The sequence below is a fragment of the Pseudonocardia terrae genome (genome assembly GCF_021343995.1).
GTDB lineage: Bacteria > Actinomycetota > Actinomycetes > Mycobacteriales > Pseudonocardiaceae > Pseudonocardia > Pseudonocardia terrae.
Map to the genome: position 1 here is coordinate 182,705 of NZ_JAJTTE010000005.1, position 21,799 is coordinate 204,503.

Annotated in this window: 16 protein-coding genes; 8 read left to right on the forward strand and 8 right to left on the reverse strand. The window is 73.2% G+C overall.

The features are described 5' to 3' along the window. The first annotated feature begins 62 nt into the window (after positions 1 to 62). Genes LWC33_RS05365 through LWC33_RS05375 form a run of 3 tightly spaced genes read left to right on the forward strand, consistent with a single transcriptional unit; the run spans position 63 to position 5,628 of the window. A complete protein-coding gene (locus LWC33_RS05365) occupies positions 63 to 677 on the forward strand; it encodes a TetR/AcrR family transcriptional regulator (RefSeq protein ID WP_233303092.1) in 615 nt (204 codons plus the stop codon). Further along, complete coding sequence (locus LWC33_RS05370) at positions 674 to 3,889, forward strand: carboxyl transferase domain-containing protein (RefSeq protein ID WP_233303093.1); 3,216 nt, start codon at positions 674 to 676, stop codon at positions 3,887 to 3,889. The genes LWC33_RS05365 and LWC33_RS05370 overlap by 4 nt, the downstream gene beginning before the upstream one ends. 23 nt (positions 3,890 to 3,912) lie before the next feature. Beyond that, a complete protein-coding gene (locus LWC33_RS05375; RefSeq protein ID WP_233303094.1) occupies positions 3,913 to 5,628 on the forward strand; it encodes an AMP-binding protein in 1,716 nt (571 codons plus the stop codon). 92 nt (positions 5,629 to 5,720) lie between these two features. Here LWC33_RS05375 and LWC33_RS05380 read toward each other — a convergent pair whose 3' ends face one another. From LWC33_RS05380 to LWC33_RS05405, 6 genes are all read right to left on the reverse strand, one after another. Continuing rightward, positions 5,721 to 6,539, reverse strand: a complete 819-nt coding sequence (locus LWC33_RS05380; RefSeq protein WP_233303095.1) for a class I SAM-dependent methyltransferase — start codon at positions 6,537 to 6,539, stop codon at positions 5,721 to 5,723. Continuing rightward, positions 6,536 to 8,296 carry a choline/carnitine O-acyltransferase gene (locus LWC33_RS05385; RefSeq protein ID WP_233303096.1) on the reverse strand — a complete coding sequence of 587 codons (1,761 nt, stop codon included), beginning with the start codon at positions 8,294 to 8,296 and terminating at the stop codon, positions 6,536 to 6,538. Before LWC33_RS05385 ends, LWC33_RS05380 begins: the two co-directional genes overlap by 4 nt. A gap of 10 nt (positions 8,297 to 8,306) precedes the next feature. After that, positions 8,307 to 9,131 (reverse strand): HalD/BesD family halogenase, encoded by an 825-nt coding sequence (locus LWC33_RS05390; RefSeq protein WP_233303097.1) that lies wholly within the window; start codon positions 9,129 to 9,131, stop codon positions 8,307 to 8,309. 150 nt (positions 9,132 to 9,281) lie between these two features. Continuing rightward, the gene (locus tag LWC33_RS05395; RefSeq protein WP_233303098.1) at positions 9,282 to 10,217 is read right to left on the reverse strand and encodes a 2Fe-2S iron-sulfur cluster-binding protein; all 936 of its coding nucleotides are present in this window, start codon (positions 10,215 to 10,217) and stop codon (positions 9,282 to 9,284) included. Positions 10,218 to 10,230: 13 nt separating this feature from the next. Continuing rightward, positions 10,231 to 12,075, reverse strand: coding sequence for an NAD(P)H-dependent oxidoreductase subunit E (locus tag LWC33_RS05400; RefSeq protein ID WP_233303099.1), 1,845 nt, complete (start codon positions 12,073 to 12,075; stop codon positions 10,231 to 10,233). Next, a complete protein-coding gene (locus LWC33_RS05405) occupies positions 12,075 to 13,982 on the reverse strand; it encodes a molybdopterin oxidoreductase family protein (RefSeq protein ID WP_233303100.1) in 1,908 nt (635 codons plus the stop codon). Before LWC33_RS05405 ends, LWC33_RS05400 begins: the two co-directional genes overlap by 1 nt. Before the next feature lie 306 nt (positions 13,983 to 14,288). Between LWC33_RS05405 and LWC33_RS05410 the strand changes: the two genes are divergently transcribed. The 4 genes from LWC33_RS05410 to LWC33_RS05425 are packed head-to-tail and all read left to right on the forward strand — an operon-like array spanning position 14,289 to position 18,319. Then, positions 14,289 to 15,455 carry an acyl-CoA dehydrogenase family protein gene (locus tag LWC33_RS05410; protein WP_233303101.1) on the forward strand — a complete coding sequence of 389 codons (1,167 nt, stop codon included), beginning with the start codon at positions 14,289 to 14,291 and terminating at the stop codon, positions 15,453 to 15,455. Then, positions 15,452 to 17,065, forward strand: a complete 1,614-nt coding sequence (locus LWC33_RS05415; RefSeq protein WP_233303102.1) for an AMP-binding protein — start codon at positions 15,452 to 15,454, stop codon at positions 17,063 to 17,065. The genes LWC33_RS05410 and LWC33_RS05415 overlap by 4 nt, the downstream gene beginning before the upstream one ends. Before the next feature lie 19 nt (positions 17,066 to 17,084). Continuing rightward, positions 17,085 to 17,738 (forward strand): TetR/AcrR family transcriptional regulator, encoded by a 654-nt coding sequence (locus LWC33_RS05420; protein WP_233303103.1) that lies wholly within the window; start codon positions 17,085 to 17,087, stop codon positions 17,736 to 17,738. A gap of 11 nt (positions 17,739 to 17,749) precedes the next feature. Continuing rightward, on the forward strand, positions 17,750 to 18,319 hold the full coding sequence (locus LWC33_RS05425) for a class I SAM-dependent methyltransferase (protein WP_233303104.1): 570 nt from the start codon (positions 17,750 to 17,752) through the stop codon (positions 18,317 to 18,319). Between the two features lie 13 nt (positions 18,320 to 18,332). On the opposite strand, the gene LWC33_RS05430 is transcribed toward LWC33_RS05425, so the two are convergent. Both LWC33_RS05430 and LWC33_RS05435 read right to left on the reverse strand, forming a co-directional pair. Continuing rightward, entirely contained in the window at positions 18,333 to 19,331 is a 999-nt protein-coding gene (locus LWC33_RS05430) for a sugar phosphate isomerase/epimerase family protein (RefSeq protein WP_233303105.1), read from the reverse strand. Between the two features lie 23 nt (positions 19,332 to 19,354). Next, positions 19,355 to 20,563, reverse strand: coding sequence for a Gfo/Idh/MocA family protein (locus LWC33_RS05435; protein WP_233303106.1), 1,209 nt, complete (start codon positions 20,561 to 20,563; stop codon positions 19,355 to 19,357). Positions 20,564 to 20,740: 177 nt separating this feature from the next. Between LWC33_RS05435 and LWC33_RS05440 the strand changes: the two genes are divergently transcribed. After that, a complete protein-coding gene (locus tag LWC33_RS05440; RefSeq protein WP_233303107.1) occupies positions 20,741 to 21,754 on the forward strand; it encodes a LacI family DNA-binding transcriptional regulator in 1,014 nt (337 codons plus the stop codon). The last annotated feature ends 45 nt before the right edge of the window (positions 21,755 to 21,799 follow it).

A 21,799-nucleotide genomic window follows, 5' to 3' on the forward strand; every position in this document is an offset into this window, starting at 1 on the left:
ATACGCTCCGGTATAAACCGGCGGGTCGAACGTCGGGACGCGACGACGCGGCGGGAGGGCCGATGGCCGAGATCGGTCTGCGGGGCAGCGCCGTCCGCGATCCCGAACACCGCGAGGCGCAGCGCGGACGGATCCTCGCGGCCGCAGCGGAGGTGTTCGCCCGCAAGGGTTACGAGGCCGCGACGATGGACGACATCGCCGCGCAGATGGGTGTGAGCAAGGGCGTCCTCTACTACCAGTTCCGCAGCAAGCAGGAGCTGGTCGTCGAGACCCGGCGGGCCAGCTCGGGGGCCGCTGTCGAGCGGCTGGACGAGATCGTGCGCCGGCCCGGGTCCGCCCTGGTGCGGATCGAGGCAGCCCTGCGCGACCTCGCGGCGGCGGCGTTCGACCCGCTGGCCAAGCACGTGATCCTGCTCCCGGTGCTGCACGGCCTGGACCAGCAGCACCTCCACGAGGTCCGGACCATCGAGCGCCGCTACGAGCGGCTGCTCGAGACTCTCCTGCGCGAGGGTGTGACCGAGGGCAGCCTCGTGGTCGACGACGTCAAGCTGACCGCGTTCACCCTGATCAGGGCCTGTTTCGGCCCGGCGGTCTGGTATCGGCCGGACGGCGAGCTCGGCGAGTCCCAGATCGTCGACCGCCTCGTCGCGCACCTGTTGCGCAGCATCACCGCATGACTGGAGGTCCCGTGACCCTGCTCGTCGCCAACCGGGGCGAGATCGCCGTCCGGCTCGTCCGCGCCGCCCGCGAGCTCGGCCTGCGGACGGTCGCCGTCTTCGCGGCCGAGGACGCGGACGCCCCGCACGTCACGCTGGCGGACGAGGCGCACGAGCTGCCCGGCTCGGGCGTGGCCGCCTACCTGGACCAGGACGCGCTGGTCGAGGTCGCCACCCGCGCGGGAGCCCGGCTCGTCCACCCCGGCTACGGCTTCCTCAGCGAGAACGCGGCCTTCGCCCGGCGGTGCGCGGACAACGGCCTGACCTTCGTCGGCCCACGACCCGAGCTGCTGGACCTGTTCGGTGACAAGGTCCGCGCCCGTGCGACCGCCCGGGAGGCCGGCGTCCCGGTCCTGCCCGGCACCCTCGGACCCACCTCGCCGGACGAGGCCGGGGCCTTCCTCGCCGAGCACGGCGCCGTGATGCTGAAGGCGCTCGCCGGCGGGGGCGGCCGCGGGATGCGGGCCGTGACCAGCGCCGACGACCTCGCCGACGCCTACGCCCGCTGCCGCTCCGAGGCCGAGCAGGCGTTCGGGTCCGGGGAGCTGTACGTCGAGAAGCTGGTCGGGTCGGCGCGGCACATCGAGGTGCAGATCGTCGGGGACGGCACGCAGGTCCGGCACCTCGGCGAGCGGGACTGCTCGATCCAGCGCCGCCACCAGAAGCTGATCGAGATCGCCCCCGCACCGTTCCTGGACGTCGCGGTCCGGCAGCGGCTCCTCGACGCGGCCGTGACCATCGGCGAGCACGTCGGCTACGAGAGCCTGGGCACCGTCGAGTTCCTCGTGCACGGCGACGAGGTGTGGTTCCTCGAGCTCAACCCGCGGCTGCAGGTCGAGCACACCGTGACCGAGGAGGTCACCGGCGTCGACCTCGTCGAGACCCAGCTCCGGCTCGCGCAGGGTGGGCCCCTGGACGTCTCCGGTGCGCCGCGGGGGTTCGCGATCCAGGCCCGGGTCAACACCGAGGAGCTCGACGAGGACGGCACGCCCCGCCCCCGGGCGGGCCTGCTCACCGCCTTCGACCCGCCCGCCGGCCCGCACGTGCGGGTGGACACCTACGGCTACACGGGCCTGCGGACCAGTCCGCGGTTCGACTCGTTGCTGGCCAAGGTGATCGCCCACGGCGCCTCGTTCGCGGACGCGGCCCGGCGCGCGGACGCGGCGCTGGCCGAGTTCCGGATCGAGGGGCTCGCGACGACGATCCCGTTCCTGCGCGCGGTGCTGACCCATCCGGACTTCACCGGCGGCCCGTCGGACACCGGGTTCGTGGCCGCGCACCTCGCCGAGCTGCGGAGCACCGACCTGCCGGTCCGGTTCCCCACCGTCACGCACGCGGCACCGAGGGCCGAGGTCGTCCCCGCCGACGGGATCACGGCGCCGATGGACGGCGTCGTCGTCGAGTACGCGGTCGAGCCCGGTGCCCGGGTCCGCCGCGGCGAGCGACTGCTGGTGCTCGAGGCGATGAAGATGGAGTTCACGGTCCGCGCCGAGACCGCGGGCACCGTCGGCCCGCTGCTGGCCGAGGTCGGGGCGGTCGTCGAGGAGGGCGCGCCGCTGCTGGTGCTGGAGCCCTCGGCGTCGGACGACGGTGAGGTCACGGCGGACATTCCGGCGGTCGACGAGGGCTGGGAGCGCGAGGCGGAGGAGGTCCACCGCCGCCGGGCCCTCGGCCGCGAGATGGGCGGGCCGGAGAAGATCGCCCGCCAGCACGAGAGCGGCCGGCTGACCGTGCGCGAGCGCATCGACGCGCTGGTGGACAAGGGCAGCTTCGCCGAGATCGCCCCGCTCACCGGCTTTGCCACCTACTCCGCGGACAACGAGCTGACCTCGCTGCTGCCGGTCAACTTCGTCTCCGGCACGGCGCGGATCGACGGCCGCCGCGCGGTCGTCGGGGCCGACGACTTCACCATCCGCGGCAGCTCCGGCGACGCCGCGATCTGGCAGAAGCAGGTCTTCACCGAGGAGTACGCGGGTGCGATGCGGCTGCCGGTCGTGCGGCTGCTCGACGGCGCGAGCGGCGGCGGCAGCGTGGTCACCGCGCAGCGCAACGGCTACCACTACCTGCCGGTCAACCCGGGGTGGGACGCCGTCGTCGAGAACATGTCGCTGGTCCCGGTCGTCTCGGCCTGCCTCGGCCCGACGGTCGGGCTGGGCGCCGCACGGCTGGCCATGTCCCACCTGGCGCTGATGGTCGAGGGCATCGGGCAGGTCTTCACCGCCGGGCCGCCGGTGGTGAAGGGCAGCTCCGGTGAGGACCTGACCAAGGAGCAGCTCGGCGGCGCGGAGATCCACCGCAACAACGGGCTCGTCGAGCGCTTCGTCCGCAGCGAGGAGGAGGCGTTCGGCGTGGTCCGCGGCTTCCTGTCCTACCTGCCGCAGAGCGTCTTCGAAGTGCCGCCGGTCGTCCCGAGCGAGGACCCGGCGGACCGGGCGGAGGAGAGCCTGGTGCGGGCCATGCCCCGCAACCCCCGCGAGCCCTACGACGTGCACGCCCTGCTCGACGCCGTCTTCGACCAGGGCTCGGTCTTCCGTTACGCCGAGTACGGCGGCGCGACGGTCACCGCACTCGCCCGGCTCGACGGACACCCTGTCGGCGTGATCGCCACCGACCCGACCCGCGGCGTGACCATCTCCGCGGAGGGCGCGCAGGCGATCACCCGGCTCGTCGACCTCTGCGAGACCTTCCACCTGCCGCTGGTCAGCCTGACCGACCAGGGCGGCGCCTCGATCGGTTCGGGCGCGGAACGCAAGGCCACCATCCGCTTCGGGGTGCGCGCGATCGCGGCCGTCTACCAGGCGCGAGTGCCGCAGGCGGAGATCATCGTGCGGCGGGTGTTCGGGGTCGGCGGCGCGGGGATCGTCAACCGGCACCGGCCGAACCGGACGTGGGCCTGGCCGTCCGCCACCTGGGGCTCGCTGCCCGCGAAGGGCGGCGTCGAGGCGGCCTTCCGCGCGCAGCTGGAGAACGCCCCGGACCGCGCGGCGGAGATCGCCCGGATCGAGCGCGAGCTGGAGGCGCTGGCCTCCCCGTTCCGGACCGTCGAGCGCTTCGGTGTGCAGGACCTGATCGACCCCCGCGAGAGCCGGGCCGTGCTGTGCGAGTGGGTGCACGACGCCTACCGCCTCCTGCCCGAGCAGCTCGGCCGTCCCGCCTTCGGCACTCGTCCCTGAGAAGTCCGGCCCTGAGGAGAAGCATGTCCGAGCACGAGCTCACCGCCCGGCTGCGCGCCGAGGACGAGCTGATCACCGACCGGCTCCGGCACTGGGCCCGGACCACCGGCGACCGCACGTTCCTCTACTACGGCGAGGACGACGTCTCGTTCACCTACGCCGAGTTCGACCGCCGGACCGACGCGATCGCCGGCAACCTCGCCGGCCGGGGCGTGACCAAGGGCGACCGGGTGTCGGTCTTCAGCCTCAATCCGATGATCACCGCGCTGGTGATGGTCGGCTGCTGGAAGGCCGGGGCGGTCTACGCGCCGGTCAACTTCTCCTACACCGGCCGGCTGCTGTCCTACCAGCTCGACGACACCCGACCCGTGCTGATCGTGACCGATCCCGCCCTGCTGCCGGCGCTCAACGCCGTCGCCGACGTGCTGGAGCAGCCGCCCGCCGTCGCCCTCTACACGCCGCCGGAGAGCGCCCACGACCACGCGCCCGCGCCCGACCTGCACCCGGCGTTCCGGTCCGTGGCCTGGGGCGATCTCGTGGCCGACGCCGCGGCGCCGCAGGTCACCGTCGCCTTCGACGACCCGGCCAACGTCTTCTACACGTCAGGGACCACCGGTCCGTCGAAGGGCGTGCTGCAGCCCTTCCGCTGGATGGCGCAGTACACGTGGGGGCTGCGGATGACGTTGTCCGAAGAGGACGTCGTCTACAACGACCTGCCGATGTACCACGTGGGCGGGGCGCTGGCGAACTTCGGCCGCGCGCTGTGGCAGGGCAGCGAGGTCGCGGTGTGGAACCGGTTCAGCCCCACCCGGTTCTGGGAGCGCGTCGCCTCCCGTGGGGCCACCTCCGCGATCCTGCTGGACGTCATGATCCCCTGGCTGTCCAAGGCACCCGCCTGCGCCGACGACCGGCGAAACACGCTGAACAAGGCGTACATGCAGCCGTTGCCGTTGCAGCACAACGAGTTCTCCCGCCGGTTCGGGATCGACCACGTGGCGGCCGGGTTCGGGCAGACCGAGGCCGGGGCGCCGCTGTGCGTGCTGATCGAGGAGACCGCTCCTGGTGAGGGGACGCCGGCCGATCTCTACCGCGGCCACTCGCACGAGGAGATGGCGGCGGTGGCGGAGCGCAAGGGCGTCCCGGTCCTGCACGCTGCGCAGGCGAGCCGGAAGGGGCTGATGGGGCGGCCGAGCCCGTTCTTCGACGTCACGGTGCGGAACGAGCGCGACGAGGAGTGCGAGCCCGAGGAGCCCGGCCACCTCAGCGTCCGGCCGAAGGTGCCCGGGATGCTGCTGCAGTCCTACCTGAACAAGCCGGAGGCCACGGTCACCGCCACCCGCAACCTCTGGTTCCACACCGGCGACGCGGCGCTCGTGGGTGAGGACGGGCTGTTCTACTTCGTCGACCGGCTCGGTGACCGGATCCGGGTGCGCGGCGAGAACCTGTCGTCGTTCCAGGTGGAGGACATGCTCAACCAGCACCCGGTGGTCCGGATGAGCGCCGCGTTCCCGATCCCGGGCGCCGAGGGGGACGAGGACGACATCGTGGCCTACGTCGTCCCCACCGAGGGCGCGGCGCTGACCACGGACGAGGTGTACGCCTTCGCCGAGGAGACCATGCCGAAGTACATGCGGCCCCGACACGTCCGGATCGTGGACGACATCCCGCGCACCCCCACCAACAAGGTCGAGAAGTACCGGCTGCGGCAGCGGATCCTGGCCGAGCTGCAGGAGGCGTAGCCCGCCGTGGCGCGGGACGGGGGTGGTGTCGCGCCGCCGTCGTCCCGGGTGGGCTCGGTCCCGGTACGAGGCGCGGGTAGCGACGGGAGGGCTCAGGGGCCCGGCCGGCTGACGTGGCACTCGGCGTGGAACCAGCCCGCGGACTCCTTGCCGGACGGGTCGAGGCCGCGGGCGCGGACGTCGGCGACGGCGGCGGCCTGCTCCGCCGCGTCGACGAAGCGACGCTGGCGCACGGTGCCGGGCAGGCGGCGGGTGACCAGGCCGTGCGCGTCGAGCACCCCGGTGATCTCGTCGTAGCCGAAGACGCGCAGCACGAACACGACCAGGCGGACGTCGGACGGCAGGTGGGCGAGCAGCCGGGTGAACGTCCGCGGGCCGACGTACCCGACGCCGCCGGTGCACACCAGTGTCCCGACCGTCGCGAGCGCGGCGGCGAGCTCGGGGGACGGGTCCGCGCGTTCGAGGTCCTCGGCGAAACCGCGGTGGAGCAACCCGGCACGCTCGGCGTAGCCGACGGCCGGGGCGGAGGCGTCGAGGCCCACGACCCGGATGTCGGGGCGGTCTACCCAGGCGCCGAAGAACGCCGCGTCGGCGGCGGCGAGCGCGTCGGGGGACAGGTCTCCGACGGCGGGCGCGGTGTAGCGGGCCTCGAGCGCCGGGAGACGGATCGAGGTGCGCAGCAGGGCCGCGTTGGTGCCGTAGGAGCAGCAGAGGTCCAGCACCGTCCGGGCCCGTGGGTCCCGGCCCGCCGCGTCGACCTCGGCGCGGGCGACGGGCACGGCGTGGGCGGGCACCTGGTACTCCAGCGGCGCGAGCGCGCCGAAGTAGGGGCGCGGGTCGGGCGCGGTGTAGATGCCGCTGAAGTCCGCCTTCGAGGTCGCGGTCCGCGCCGCCCGCACGGCCGGCGTCATCCCGGGACCTGCTCTGCGGCGAGGAGGGCGTCGAGCTCGGCGAGGGCCTCGCGGAGGCGGCCGGCGAAGGCGTGCATCCGGTCGGCGACGGCCCGCGGGGTCGCGAGGTAGACGTCGAAACGGTCGTGCTGCAGGCCGTAGCCGACGCCGATGCACGTCGGGCTGGTCGAGCCGAAGCCGAAGTACTGGATGCGGGGCGAGGGCACGGCGCTGGTGGACAGGAAGTCGTCGCGCAGGATCGTCCAGCCCGGGCTGTCGAAGAACGGCAGGTCCGGGCCGCCGCGGCGGCGCCGGATCCACTGCAGCTCCCACAGGTGCTGTTCGGGGGCGTCGCCGGCCTGGCACTCCTTCGCCCGGCGGACGTGGGCCTCGGCGGCGGCGCGGAAGGCGGCGCGCCGCGCGTCGTCGCCCACGGCCGGGTCGGTCATGGCGTCGACGAAGGCGACGACCTCGGGGGTCACCACGCGCATCGCCTCGGTGCGCCCGTGTCGGAAGCGGCGGGTGGCGATCGACTCATAGGTCGCGCCGGTGATCCCCGTCGCGCGGCGGTGGGCGAGCTGGAACGCCAGCTGGGCGAACGCGTCGGGGGAGCAGCGGAGCTGCTTGGCGCGGGTGCTGGTGACGCTGCCGATGCTGAGCGTCTCGGTGGCGCAGGCGGCGGCGTAGTCGGCGAACTCGGCGCCGGACCGGGCGATGTCGGCCCGCATGGCGTCGTCGAGGTGCCACGGGACGGGGGTGACGGCGCAGGGCCCCGCGCCGGGAAGGTTTGGGGCCGGTGCGCCGAGGATCGCGTCGACGTAGCCGATCACGGTGGTCCCGTCGAGCTCGCAGTGCTCGCCGTTGAGCCCCGCGGTGCCGTCGCCGAACACGACCAGGGTGAGCGACTTGTCGAACCAGCGGTTGCCGGAGTCCCCGTGCAGGAGGACGTCGCAGGCCTCGCGCGGCTCGCCCGGGACGGTGTCCTCCAGGGCCACACAGAACAGCGCGGTCTCGATCGTCTCGAGCGCGTCCGCGTTGTGGGCGCGCAGCCTGTCGCGGCTCTCCGCCCAGGCGGCACGGGCCTTCGTGGTGAGGTGCCCGACCCCCTCGCCGCGGGTCCCGGTGGCCGCGACGACGGCGCGGAGCCCGTCGGCGATCTCGGCGGCCGAGTGCGGTGTCCCGTCCGGGCCGATCACGTCGAGCCGGACGGCGTGGCCGTGGTGGAACACGACGACGTGCCGCTCGGCGGACGGTCCCGGCCAGGCGTCGGTGTACGGGGTGCGACTGCTGTCGATCTCGCGGCCCGGGATGCGGCAGGCGGAGAACAGGTACTTGAGCTGCTCCATCGACAGCGGCGCGCCGCGCTGGGTCGCCGGCGGCACCGCCTGCGCGTCGATCGCCAGCTTGTAGGCGACCGTGGCCGCGGTCAGCGCGGCCGCGCGCTCGATCCGGCCGAGGCCGGGGGCGTCCTGGAAGAGGAAGAAGAAGTTGGCGTTGAGCGCGATGCGGTCGCGGCGGCCGAGGTAGCGGGAACGCCAGAAGGCGTCGAGCCAGCTGTGCACGCCCGGGGTGGCGTCGTAGGCGCGCAGCGCGGCGTCGAGCTCGGGGCCCTCGCCGGCGAGGAACTCGTCGAGCGCCTTCTCGGTGCGGGCGCGCTCGTCGTCGGTCAGCAGCGGCGCGCACCACTCCAGGAACCGTCGTGCGGTGTCCTCCAGGGAGGGCAGCGGCACCCGGGGCAGGGCGTCCTCGTTGCCGAAGGTCGCGGGGGAGAGGGTCACCGGCGGCCCTTCAGATCAGGAGCCGGTCGACGCGGCCGGGGCCGGCCGGCACGGTGTGGGTCCGGGTCACCCGGCCGAAGAGCTGGCGGGTGCGGGTCGCGGTGCCCACCACCCCGGGCCGGCGGCTGTAGGCGAGGATCGCGGTGTGCCGCTCGCGGCCGCCCTCGACCGGGCTGACCCGGTGCAACGAGTACCGGCCCGCGAAGAGCTGCAGGTCACCCGGGCGCAGCTCCAGCGTGCGGACGCCCCGGTGGTCGCCGTCGAGCACCGCGGTGACCGCGTCGAGGTTCTCCTCCTGCGGCGACCGGATGCCGGGGCAGTACTGGAACAGGCCACCGGCCTCGGCGGCCTGGGTCTGCAGGCTGACGGTGAACTCGTTGGTGTCGAAGTGCCAGGGGTGCTCGCGGCCGGGGGCGACGACGTTGAGCACGAGGCCCGAGAGCGGGTCGGCGAGCGGGAACACCTCGGGCAGCCCGAAGGCGGCGGCGACGAACCGCTGGACCGCGCGGTCGGCGTGGAGGCGCTGGATCAGCGCGTCGGCCGGGATCCGGTCGCGGGCGACGAACGCGTTCCCCCGCTCCAACGGCCGGTGCGCGGGGTGCTCCGCCGGGAGCGTGGGGTCCGGGTCGGTGTTGTAGACGTTGACGATCGCGGTCTGGTGGTGGGCGAGCGGGGCGAGCGCCCGGCCCTCCGCGCGCAGCGCCTCCACCTGCTCGGCCCGCACGAACCCCGGCAGCACGCAGCATCCGGAGTCTCGCAGCTCGGCCCGCACGCGGTCGACCAGCGCCGGGTCATCGAGCGGATGGCGGTCGGTGTCCACGATGGTCGGATCCACGCGCACCCCTTCACGTCGTCGTACGAGGGTCGTCGTCGTGCGAGTGCCACAGTCGTGCGAGTGTCGTCGTCGTGCGTGTGCCGCTGTGCGCAACGTAGCGGGTCGGCGCCGCCCCCAGAACCCTCCGACCGCACGCCCGGGGCCGTCCGCTCAGGCGTCGGGCAGGTTCTGCACGTGCTGGAAGCCGAAGCGGCCCTTGATGCAGAGGTGGCCGTGGGTGACGTCGTGGTCCGACGGGCTGGTCACGTTGACGATGCTGCCCTGCTGGACGTGCAGCTCCAGGTTGCAGCCGACCCCGCAGAACGAGCAGATCGTCGTGGTGACGGTCTGCTCCTCGGGACGCCAGTCGCCGTCCTCGCGCAGCTCGTGCTCGCGGACCGACTTCAGCGCGCCGGTCGGGCAGACCCCGATGCAGTTGCCGCAGTAGACGCAGGCGGAGTCGGGCAGCTCGCCGTCGTACTCGGTGGCGATGTGGGCGTCGAACCCGCGGCCGGCGGCGGAGATCGCGAAGGTGAACTGCGCGTCCGTGCCGCAGGCCTTCACGCACTTGTAGCAGAGGATGCAGCGGGCGTAGTCACGCACGTAGAGGTCGTTGTCGACCTTGACCGGCTGGGCGACGTTCGCCGCCGTCGACCCGTCCGGCGCGTGGTGGTGGCCCACGCGGTGACCCGCGCGGTCGTCCTCGGGGGGCGCCGGCGGTCCGTAGCGTGCCGGGTCGACACCGTACTCGACCATCCAGCGCTGCACGTCGGTGCTCGCCTGGTCCATGTCGACGGACGAGGCGAGCAGCTCCAGGACCATCCGACGGCTGTGGCGCACCTTCTCGGTGTCCGTGCGCACGACCATCCCGTCCTCGACCTTCCGCGCACAGGACGGCACGAGCACCCGGGAGCCCTCGACCTCGACCATGCACACCCGGCAGGCGTTGATCGGCGTGAGGTTCGGCGCCCAGCACAGGGTCGGCGTCTCGACGCCCCGGTCGCGCAGGACGTCGAGGATCGTCGCGCCCTCGGGGACGCGCAGCTCGCGGCCGTCGACCGTGACGGTGACGAGCCGGGAGATCGAGCCGAGAAGCACGGTCGTCACAGCAGCCCCACTCTCACAACAGGCCCAGTTTCAGTGCGGACATGACAGCGGCCGGGGCGGTCTGTCCCAGGCCGCAGATGGACGCGTCCTGCATGACGCGCGCCAGGTCGTCGAGCAGCGTCAGCTCCGGGCCCTTCGGCGCGCCCCGGGTGAGCCGGGCCAGCGCCTCCTCCTGGCGGACGGTGCCGACCCGGCACGGCACGCACTGCCCGCACGACTCGTCGCGGAAGAAGGCCGCGATCCGCCGCAGCGTCCCGGTCAGGTCCGCCTGCGTGTCCAACGCGAGCACGACACCCGAACCGAGCGTGGCGCCGATCTCGCGGGAGCCCTCGAGCGTGAGCGGCAGGTCGAGCCCGTCGGGCAGCACGAACCCGCCCGCCGCCCCGCCGAGCAGGACCGCCCGCAGCTCGCCGCGCACGCCGCCCGCCAGCTCCAGCAGCTCACCCAGCGTGGTGCCGAAGTCCACCTCGTAGACCCCGGGCGTGCCGACCGCCCCGGACACGCAGAACAGCTTGGTCCCGGTCGAGCGGCCGCCGCCGACCTTCGCGAACGCCTCGCCGCCGACCGCGAGCACCGGCAGGACGTTGTACAGCGTCTCGACGTTGTTGATCACGGTCGGCTTGCCGAACAGGCCGCTCGTGCTGGGGAACGGGGGCTTGTTGCGGGGCTCGCCGCGGTGGCCCTCGATCGAGTTGAGCAGCGCGGTCTCCTCGCCGCAGATGTAGGCGCCGGCCCCGCGGCGCAGCTCGATGTCGAAGGTGAAACCGTCTCCGGCCATGTCCGCGCCGAGGTACCCGTGGGCCCGGGCGGTCGCGATGGCGTGCTCGAGGCGCCGCGTGGCCAGCGGGTACTCGCCGCGGATGTAGAGGTAGCCGCGCTCGCAGCCGGTGGCGTACCCGGCGATCGTCATGGCCTCGATCAACCCGAAGGGGTCGTACTCCATCAGCACGCGGTCCTTGAACGTGCCGGGTTCGGACTCGTCGGCGTTGCACACCAGGTAGTGCGGGCGGCTCGGGGCGCGGGCGACGCCGTCCCACTTGACGCCGGTCGGGAACGCGGCCCCGCCGCGGCCGGTGAGCGAGGCGTCGGAGACCTCCCGGATCACCCGCTCGGGGCCGAGCGCGACCGCGCGCCGCAGCGCCTCGTAGCCGCCGTGCGCGCGGTAGTCGTCGATGCTCTCCGGGTCGACGACGCCCACCCGGCGCAGCAGGGTGAGCTGCGGCTGCCCGGCCTGCGGGACGCTGACCGTGGCGTCGGCGAACGCGGCGTCGGCGGCCGGGACCCGGTTCGGCTCCCCGGGCTCCTCGGTCGCGATCCGGTCCAGCTCGGCGCGCAGGCCGCCGATCGCCGCCGGCGCGACGCTCACGTCGGGCCGCCCGGCGAGCTGCAGCATCGCGGCCGGGGCCCGTTCGCACAGGCCGAGGCAGGGGCTGCGGACCCAGCACGCCTCCTTGCCCTCGCCCTCCTCGCCGAGGTCCTCGGCCAGCCCCGCGATGATCGCCTCGGCGCCCGCCGGCGCGCACGCCACGTCGTCGCACACGTGCACGACGTGCGGGGCCCGCGGCGTCACGCTGAACATCGCGTAGAACGTGGCGACGCCGTAGACGTCGGCGGGCGGCACGGACAGCACCCGGGCGAGGTGGTTCAACGCGCCCGGCGTGAGGTGCCCGACCGCGTCCATCACCGCGTGCAGGGCGGGCAGCAGGATGTGCCGGCGCGCCCGCGCGGCGTGCCCCGAGTCGGGGAAGCGCACGTCGGCGCCGGGGACGTCGTCGGGCGACCGGTGCGCGGCGAAGGCCGAGTCGACGGCGCGGCGCTCGGCCTCCGTCGGCTCGGCCGTGGACAGGTGCAGGTCCATCAGATCTTTTCGCTGCCGATCTTCTCGATGCGGATCGCGGTCGCCTTGAACTCCGACGTGCCCGACTTGGGGTCCCACGCGTCGTTGGTCAGCACGTTGATGTCGACCTCCTCGGAGAAGTGGGGCGTGAACGACGCCAGCCCCGGACGCAGCGAGGGGTCGAAGGCGACCGGCGCCTCCACCGCGCCGCGGCGGGACACGACGCGCACCCGGTCGCCGTCGGCGATGCCCAGCTTCGCGCCGTCCTCGGCGTCCATCCGCAACGACTCGCGCCGCCGCATCGGCGACGCGTACCCGCCGCTCTGCACACCGGAGTTGTAGGCGTCGAGGATGCGGACGGTGGTGAGCCGGATCGGGAACTCCTCGCTCAGGACGTCGAGCGGGGCGGCGTGCTCCACCGGCATGAACGGTGCCAGGCGGCCGCGCTCCTCGGGGTCCTCGGCCCACAGCCGGGTGTGCAGGGTCGGCGTGCCGGGATGGTCCTCGTCGGGGCACGGCCACTGGATCCCGCCGAGGGCGTCGAGGCGGGCGTAGGACATCCCGGCGTGCCAGTCCAGGGACAACGACCGGAGCTCGTCCCACACCTCCTCGGCGGTGGGCTCGCCCCAGGCGTGTCCCAGCCGGTCGGCGACGGCGCAGATGATGTGCGTGTCCGGGCGGGCCGAACCCGGCGGGTCGAGCGCCTTGCGGACGCGCTGGACCCGGCGCTCGGAGTTGGTGACCGTGCCCTCGTACTCGCACCAGTCCGCCGCGGCGGGCAGGACGACGTCGGCGAGCTCGGCCGTGGCCGTCCGGAAGATGTCCTGGACGACGAGGTGGTCCAGGCCTTCCAGCAGCTCCCGGGCGTGCGCGGCGTTGGCCTCCGACTCGGCCGGGTTCTCCCCGATGCAGTAGAGGGCCCGCATCGTGCCGGTCTCCATCGCCTCGAAGATCTGCGACAGGTGCATCCCCGGCTTCGGCGAGATCGGCGCGCCCCACGCCTGCTCGAAGCGGCCGCGGGCCACGTCGTCGCCGAGGTCGTAGCCGCCCGGCAGCTTGGCCGGGATGGCGCCCATGTCGCCGCCGCCCTGGACGTTGTTCTGCCCGCGCAGCGGCACGACCCCCGACCCGTAGCGGCCGATGTGCCCGGTGAGCAACGCGAGGTTGATCAGGGCGAACACGTTGTCGGCGGCGTTGTGGTGCTCGGTGATGCCCAGCGTCCAGCAGATCTGGGCGCGGTCGGCCCGGGCGTAGGCGTGCGCCAGGTCGCGGATCAGTCCGGCGTCGACGCCGGTGATCTCCTGGGCGCGCGCGAGGGTGTAGGGCTCCACCGTGGCGCGGTAGTCCTCGAACCCGGTGGTCGACCGCTCGACGAACACCTCGTTGACCAGCCCGGCGTCGATGATCTCCCGCCCGACCGCGTTCGCCAGCGCCACGTCGGTGCCGATGTCGAGGCCGAGCCACCCGTCCGCCCACTGCGCCGTGGAGGTGCGCCGCGGGTCGACCGACCACATCCGGGCGCCCTTCTTCAGGCCCTGCAGGACGTGGTGGAAGAAGATCGGGTGCGTCTCGCGCGCATTGGTACCCCACAGGACCAGCAGGTCGGTGTCCTCGGCCTCGACGTAGGCCGACGTGCCGCCACCCGCTCCGAACACTGCCGTCAGACCGACGACCGAGGGAGCGTGTCAAGTGCGGTTGCAGGAGTCCACGTTGTTGCTGCCCATGACCACCCGGGAGAACTTCTGGGCCATGAAGTTCATCTCGTTGGTGGCCTTGGAGCAGCTGAACATCCCGAACGCCTCGGGCGGCACGCCGCGGAACCCGGCGGCGGCCCGGTCGAGGGCTTCCTTCCAGCTCGCCGGGCGCAGCACCCCGTCCTCGCGGACGAGCGGCTCGGTGAGGCGGACGTGGCGGGGGCGGCGCGGCATCGGGCGACCTCCTGCTCGGCGTCGAGAACCAGGAACGACCACCCTAGTTGAGAAACGTGACTCCGCACACGGCCTGACCCGCAACTGGCCCAGTCCGATCGGGGAGGGCTACGCCACGATGACGTACAGCCCGCGAGCGGCGATCGCGACTTCGGGTTCACGCCGGCCGAGCCGGTCCGCGTCGTCCAGGACCTGGGCTCGCCTACGCCGGTACCGGTCCTGCGCCGCGTCGTGACCCCCACGGCCCTACCAAACGATTGTCTGGGCGGGTACCGTCGTCCCGCGGCGGACCAACGGAGGTACGGCGTGGACTTCGAGCTCACCGACCAGCAGCAGCTCTTCCGGAAGACCGTGAAGGAGTGGGTGGACCGCGAGGCACCCAAGTCCTGGGCCCGGGAGCTGGAGCGCGACGAACACCATTTCCCGCACGCCCTGTTCGACAAGTTCACGGCGGCGGGCTTCCACGGCATCGGGATCCCCGAGCAGTACGGCGGCCAGGGCGGCGACGTGCTGACCCAGATGATCCTGGCGCGCGAGCTGGCCCGGTCGCTGGCCGGGCTGACCTGGGTCTGGGGCATCACGTCGTTCGCCGGCGGCAAGTCGGTGGGCCTCTACGGCACGGAGGAGCAGAAGGCGGCGCACCTGCCGGCGATCGTCGAGGGCCGGGAGAAGTGGGCGATCGGGTTCACCGAGCCCGGCGGCGGCACGGACCTGCTCGGCGGCATGCGGACCCGCGCGCGCAAGGTCGACGGCGGCTGGGTGGTGAACGGGCAGAAGACCTGGAGCTCGGCCTCGCACGTGGCCGACTACATCCTGCTGCTGGCCCGCACGGCCGACCACGGCGAGAAGCGGCACCAGGGCGTCTCGCTGTTCATCCTGCCGGCGAAGGCGGAGGGCGTGACGATCCGGGAGATCCCCAAGCTGGGGATGCGTGCGCTCGGCTCGTGCGACGTCTTCCTCGACGACGTGTTCGTGCCCGACGAGAACCTGCTCGGCGAGCAGGACCGGGCCTGGTACATGCTGCTGCCCACGCTGAACAACGAGCGGATCATGCTCTCCTCGTTCTGCGTGGGGATCATGGACGGCGTCCTCGAGGACGCGTTGCGGTACATGCAGGAGCGCGAGGCCTTCGGCGGCCCGATCGGCCGGTTCCAGGCGCTGCAGCACCATGTCGCCAACATCGCGATGTGGCGCGACCAGGCCGAGCTGATGGTCTACCGCGCGGCCTGGCTGCAGTCTCTGGGGCGCCCGTGCGGGCAGGAGGCGAACATGGCGAAGGTCGTGGCCTCCGAGCTGGCCGGGCAGGCCGCCGACCTGGGCCTGCAGATCCTCGGCGGCATGGGGTACTCGGCCGAGACGGACATGCAGCGCTACTGGCGCGACGTCCGGCTGTTCCGGATCGGCCCGGTGACGAACGAGATGGCGCGCAACGGCATCGCCGAGGGCCTCGGCCTGCCGCGGTCCTTCTCGTGAGCGCCCCGTTGACGATTCCGGGCCTCGTGCTGCGCGCGGCCCGCGAGCACCCGGACGCCGACGCGTTCGTGTTCCCGGACGTCCGGCAGACCTACCGCGAGCTGCTGGAGTCGGCGAGCGAGGTGGCCCGGGCGCTGCTCGCGCTGGGCGTGGGGCCGGGCGACGCCGTCGGCACCCTGATGCCCAACGGGCTCGCGTTCGCCCACGCCATGATCGGGACGGCGATGACCGGGGCGCTGTTCGTGCCGGTCAACGCGCGGCTGGCGCCGCGGGAGATCGCGCACGTGGTCCCCGACTCGGGGATGAAGGTGCTGCTCACGACGGATGCCGTGGACGAGCACGTGGACTACGTGGCGCGGCTGCACCAGGCCCTTCCCGAGCTGGCCGCGGCCGAGCCGGGTGCGACGCCGGCGCTCGCCGGTGCGCCCGGGCTGCGGGCCGCCGTCGTGATGGGCAGCCGGGAGGCGCCCGGCTTCCGCACCCGCGAGGACTTCCTGGCGGCCGGGACCGGGGACGCGCTCGCCGCCGCGGAGGCCGTCGGACCCGACCAGCCGTACATCATGATGTACACGTCCGGGACCACGGCGGAGCCGAAGGGCTGCCCGCTCACGCACCGCTCCGTCGTCGGGCTGGGGCGGGCGGTGGGGGAGGAGGCGTTCGGCCTCACCGCCGCCGACCGGATGTGGAACCCGCTGCCGATGTTCCACGTCAGCGCGCAGGCGCCGATGGTCGGCGTGCTCAACGCCGGTGCGGCCTGGCTGTCCATGACCCACTTCGAGGTGGACGCCGCCATGGAGCAGATCGAGCGCGAGCGCGCCACGATCCTCTACCCGGCCTATCCGACGCTGACGAGCCCGCTGCTGAACCACCCGTCCTACGGCCCGGACACCTTCCGGCGCGTGCGCGCGATGCTCACCGTCGGCCCGCCGGAGCTGCTGCGCTCGTTCCAGGAACGGTTGCCGCACACCGCCCACGTGAGCTGCTACGGCTCCACCGAGACCGGCGGCGTCGCGATCATGGGCAGGCTCGACGACCCGCTGGAAGCCCGGCTGACCTCCGGCAAGCCCTTCACCGGTGTCGAGGCGCAGGTGCGGGACCCGCTGACCGGCGCCCCGCTGCCGGCGGACGAGACCGGTCCGCTGTGGATCCGGGGGTTCAACCTCTTCCAGGGCTACCGCAACGACCCCGCGAAGACGGCGGCCGGCTTCGACGCCGAAGGGTGGTTCCACACCGGCGATCTCGCCTCGATCGACGCCGCCGGCAACCTGACCTTCCGCGGCCGCACCAAGGACATGCTCAAGGTCGGCGGCGAGAGCGTCGGCTGCCTGGAGGTCGAGGCCTACCTGGGCGCCCATCCGGACGTGCAGACGGCCGTGGTCGTCGGCGTGCCGGACCCGAAGTACGGCGAGGTGCCGGCCGCGTTCGTCGAGCTGCGCCCCCGGGCCACCCTGACCGAGGACGACGTGACGGCGTACTGCCGGGCGGGGCTGGCGAAGTACAAGGTGCCGCGGTACGTGCGGTTCACCGACGACTGGCCGATGTCCGCGACCAAGATCCAGAAGTTCCGGCTGCGCGACCGGCTGCTCGCCGAGCTGTCGGCCGGGGTGTGAGTGGAGCGCCGGACCGGTGGTGAACAGGAGGAGGGCGGCGCGGACGGACACCGCGCCGCCCTTCCGCGCCGACGACGGCCGTTGGCAGGAGCTGCTGGACATCGCGGCCCGGATCTTCGCCCGCAAGGGCTACCGGTCGACGACCCTGCAGGACATCGCCGACGAGTTCGGGGTGCTGAAGGGCAGTCTGTACCACTACATCCGCAGCAAGGACGAGCTGCTGTTCGAGGTCGTCCGGACCGTGTACGCGGGCGGTCTGGAGAACCTGCGGGAGCTGGCCGAGGCCGAGCTCGACCCCGTCGAACGGCTGCGGGCCGTGATCCGCGGTCACGTCCGGTACCTGATCGACAACCTGGTGGAGACGACCGTGCTCCTGCACGAGTTCGACCAGCTCTCCGCCGAGAACCGCGCGCGGTTGCCGATCCGCGACTACCAGGAGGTGGTCGCCGGCCTCGTCGCCGACGCGCAGGCCGACCCGCGGGTCAAGCCGGACCTGGACCCGCAGCTCACGGCCCTCGCGGTCCTGGGGGCCGCGAACTGGGTGTACCGCTGGTACCGGCCCGACGGGCGACGTTCGCCGGACCAGATCGGCGCGGCCTACGCTGATCTGCTGGTCGACGGGATGCTGACGAGGACGGGTGCGCCGCTCGACCGGCGCCCGCGTGCCCTCTAGCGTCCGGAACCATGCCGATGGACGCCGTCCACCGCCGGTTGTGCCGCTCCGCGGGCTGGGCGGAGCGGATGCACGGCCAGGTCATGCCGTGGGCGCTCGACGGCGTCGACCTCACCGGCGACGTGCTGGAGATCGGTCCGGGATACGGGGTGACGACCCGCTGGCTGGCCGAGCGGGCCGGCGGCCTCACCGCCGTCGAGGTCGACCCGGCCCTCGCCGCCGACCTGCGACGGGATCTCGCCGGCCGGGTCGAGATCAGGACCGGCGACGGGGCGGACCTGCCGTTCCCGACCGGGAGCGTCGACGTCGTCGTCTGCTTCACGATGCTGCACCACGTGCCTTCGGCCGACCGGCAGGACCGGCTGTTCGCCGAGGCCGCGCGGGTGCTGCGGCCCGGCGGGACGTTCGCCGGCTCGGACAGCCGGGTCTCGCTCCGGTTCCGGCTGCTGCACGTCCGCGACACGATGGTGCCGGTCGACCCGGCGACCCTGCCCGAGCGGCTTCGCGCGGCGGGGTTCGCCGACGCGGAGACGAGCCTGGGCGCACGGTCCTTCCGGTTCCGCGCGACCACGCCCGGGTAGGTCCCGCGCCGGGTCAGAGCCCGCCGGCGGCGGCGTGCAGGTTCTTGGCCGCCAGGGCGAGGCCCTCGGTCTGGGAGTAGGCGGCGTCCTCGTGCTCGATGTTGACCGCCATGTCGGGGTCGATCTCGGCGAGGGCGCGGAGGAACTCGGTCCAGTAGGCGGTGTCGTGCCCGAGGCCGACGGCGACGAACTTCCACGCCGGGTTCTCCGGCCAGGCGTTGCACCAGAAGCCGTAGCCGGTGGGGACCTTGTTCTCCCCGTCGGCAGGGACGCGGGTGAAGGAGGTGTCGAGCACGCCGCGGATGTCGACGCCGGGCTGGAGTGCGGCGTCCTTGGCGGCGGCGTGGAACACCAGCGGGCCGAGCCAGCGGATGCAGGCGACGACGTCCATGCCCTGCCACATCAGGTGTGAGGGGTCCATCTCGGCGCCGACGTTCGTGGCGCCGATGTCGTCGACGAGCTTCTTGAGCGTGACGGGGGAGAAGACCAGGTTGTGCGGGTGCATCTCGATGGCGACCCGGACGTCGTTCTCCCGGGCCAGCGCGTCGATCTCGGTCCAGAACTCGCGGGCGACGCCCCACTGGTAGTCGAGCACGTCCATGTAGACGCCGTCCCAGGGGTTGACGACCCAGGAGGGGTACTTGGCGTCGGGGTCCGAGCCGGGGGTGCCGGACATCGTCACGACGTGCTTGACGCCGAGCAGGCCGGCCAGCTTGATGGTCCGGCGCAGGTCGTCGGCGTGCTTGGGGCCGACGCCCGGGAGCGGGTTGAGCGGGTTGCCGTTGCAGTTGAGCCCGGTCAGCTCCAGGCCGCGCTCGGCGAAGGTCGCGAGGTAGTCCTCGCGGGCCTTCGCGGAGGTGAGCAGCTGGTCGACGTGGCAGTGCGGGGCCGGGATGAAGCCGCCGGTGTTGACCTCGACCGAGGTCAGCCCGTTGGCGGCCAGGACGTGGAGGGCCTCGGTGAGGGTGTGGTCGTGCAGGCAGGCGGTGTAGGCGCCGAGCTTGAGGGCCATGATCGTTCCTTCTGCGAGAGGGGTCAGACGGAGGGGACGGCGGGGACGTCGACGGCGGCGCCGCCGGCCGCGGCGGAGCGCACGACGGCTTGGATGATCTCCATCGTGCGCAGAGCGTCGGCGAAGGTCGCGCACGGCGGGAGCGGGTCGGCCACACCCGCGACCTGGTCGAGGAACGCGCGCGCCTGGTAGGTGAAGTTCTCGCTGTTGCCGCCGCCGACGCCGGGGGCCTCCATCGGCATGCCGCCCGTGAAGTAGGGCAGCTGAGGACCGGCGATGATCTGCCGGGCGCCCCGGGTGCGGGCCTCGGGCTGGGCGTCGTCGAACAGGTACTCCGCGGGACGGTTCTGGTCGAACGCGGCGCGCCCGGCCACGCCGAGGACGTCGAACGCGAGGCCGTTGGGCAGGCCGAAGGCGGTGCGGGACACGGAGAAGGTGCCGACCAGGCCGGAGGCGAAGCGGGCGGTGAAGGTCGCGGAGTCCTCGTTCTCGACCTCGCCGAGCTCGTCGGAGACCGGGGCGGCGTTGTGCCCGACGACCGCGCCCAGCGGGAGCGGCCGCTTGCCGATCTGGGTGGACAGCGCCGCCCCGGCGACCGAGACGATCGGGCCGGCGACGTACTCGGCGGTGTCGATCACGTGCGAGCCGATGTCGCCGAGCGCGCCGGACCCCTGGGGCCCCTTGAACCGCCAGCTCAGCGGGCCGTGGGGGTCGGTGGCGTAGTCGCACCAGTAGCGGCCCTGGAAGACCGACAACGCGCCCAGCTCGCCGCGCCGGGCGTGGTCACGGATCGCGGCGATGGAGGGGTTGCGGCGGAAGGTGTAGCCGACGGCGGTGACCAGGTCGGTCGAGCGCTCCAGCGCGACCATCGCGTGGGCGTCGTCGAGCGAACCGGCGAGGGGCTTCTCGCACAGCACGTGCTTGCCCGCGGCGACCAGCGCCTCGGCGATCGGGCGGTGCAGGGCGTTGCCCACCACGATGCTCACGGCGTCGATCGAGGGGTCCTCGGCGACCTGCTCCCACGAGGAGTACGCCCGCTCGTAGCCGTAGCGACGGGCGGCGTCCTCGCCGAGCTCGACGTTGGCGTCGGCGATCGCGGCGAGCCGGATCTCCGGGAGACCCGGCCCGAAGACGGTGCCGGCGTTGCGGTACGCCGCGGCGTGGCTGCGGCCGGCCATGCCGGCGCCGATCACGGCGACCGCGAGGGGCCGGCCGGTACGGGTCTGGGACATCGTCGTGCCCTTTCGGAGAGAAGCGGAGGATCGATCCGGAACGTTCCGGCTCCAGGTCGAGGACGAGCGTCGGAGCCAGCCGGAACGTTCCGGTAAAGTGGTGGAACGCTAACGAGGGGCTCGCTAGCATGTCAAGACAAAGTCGGGCCGGGATCGCTCCGGGACGGGAGGCGCAGGGTGGCGGCGAGGGCCGGGCAGGCCGGGCGGGTGACCATCGTGGACGTCGCCCGCGCCGCGGGCACCTCCGTGTCCTCGGCGTCCGTCGCGCTCCGCGGCGAGCCGGGCGTCTCCGAGGAGACCCGGCGCCGGATCCTGAGCACCGCCGACCGGCTCGGGTACCGCCCCGACCAGCGCGCCCGGATGCTGCGCGAGCAGCACTCGCGGCTGCTCGGCGTCACGTACACGGTGTCGCAGGCCTTCCACGCCGAGGTCGTCGAGCACCTCTACCGGGCCGTCGCCGACAGCGGCTACGACCTCGTGCTCTCCGCAACGACCCGCGATCGCGGCGAGCTCGAGGCAATCGAGCGTCTGGTGCAGGACCGCTGCGCCTCGCTGGTGCTGGTCAGCCCGGAGATGGGTAGCCACGACCTCGCCACGGTCAGCCGGAGGGTCCCGACGGTGCTGGTGGGTTCGGAGCTGCACGCCGAGTCCGTCGACTCCGTGCGCGCCGACGACCGCCGCGGCGTCGCGCTGGCCGTCGAGCACCTGGTGGCGGCGGGGCACCGGGACATCCACTACGTCGACGGCGGCCGGGCGATCATGAGCGAGACTCGGCGGGAGGGCTATCTCGAGGCGATGGCGGCGCACGGACTGGTTGCCCGCGCCCGTGTCGTCGAGGGGCACGCCGACGAGGAGTCCGGCGTCGCCGCGGCCACCGCGCTGCTGGCCGCCCCCGACCGCCCGACGGCCGTGCTGGCGCACAACGACATGACCGCCTTCGGTCTCCTGCTGACGCTGCGGATGCGCGGTGTCGACGTGCCGGGCGAGCTGTCGGTCGTCGGCTACGACGACACCCGCCTCGCCTCGCTGCGCAACGTCGAGCTGACGTCGGTCAGCCAGGACCCGGCCGCCCTGGCCGCCGCGGCCGTCCGCTGCGCGATCGCGCGGGCGGAGGGACGGGAGAGGCCGGCGGGGGAGTACGTCACCCCGCCGCGGCTGGTCACGCGCGGGAGCTCGGGCCGGGTCGCATGACGCCGGCGCCGTCGTCGGCCGCGCCGTCGCGCAGTGAGATGCTCA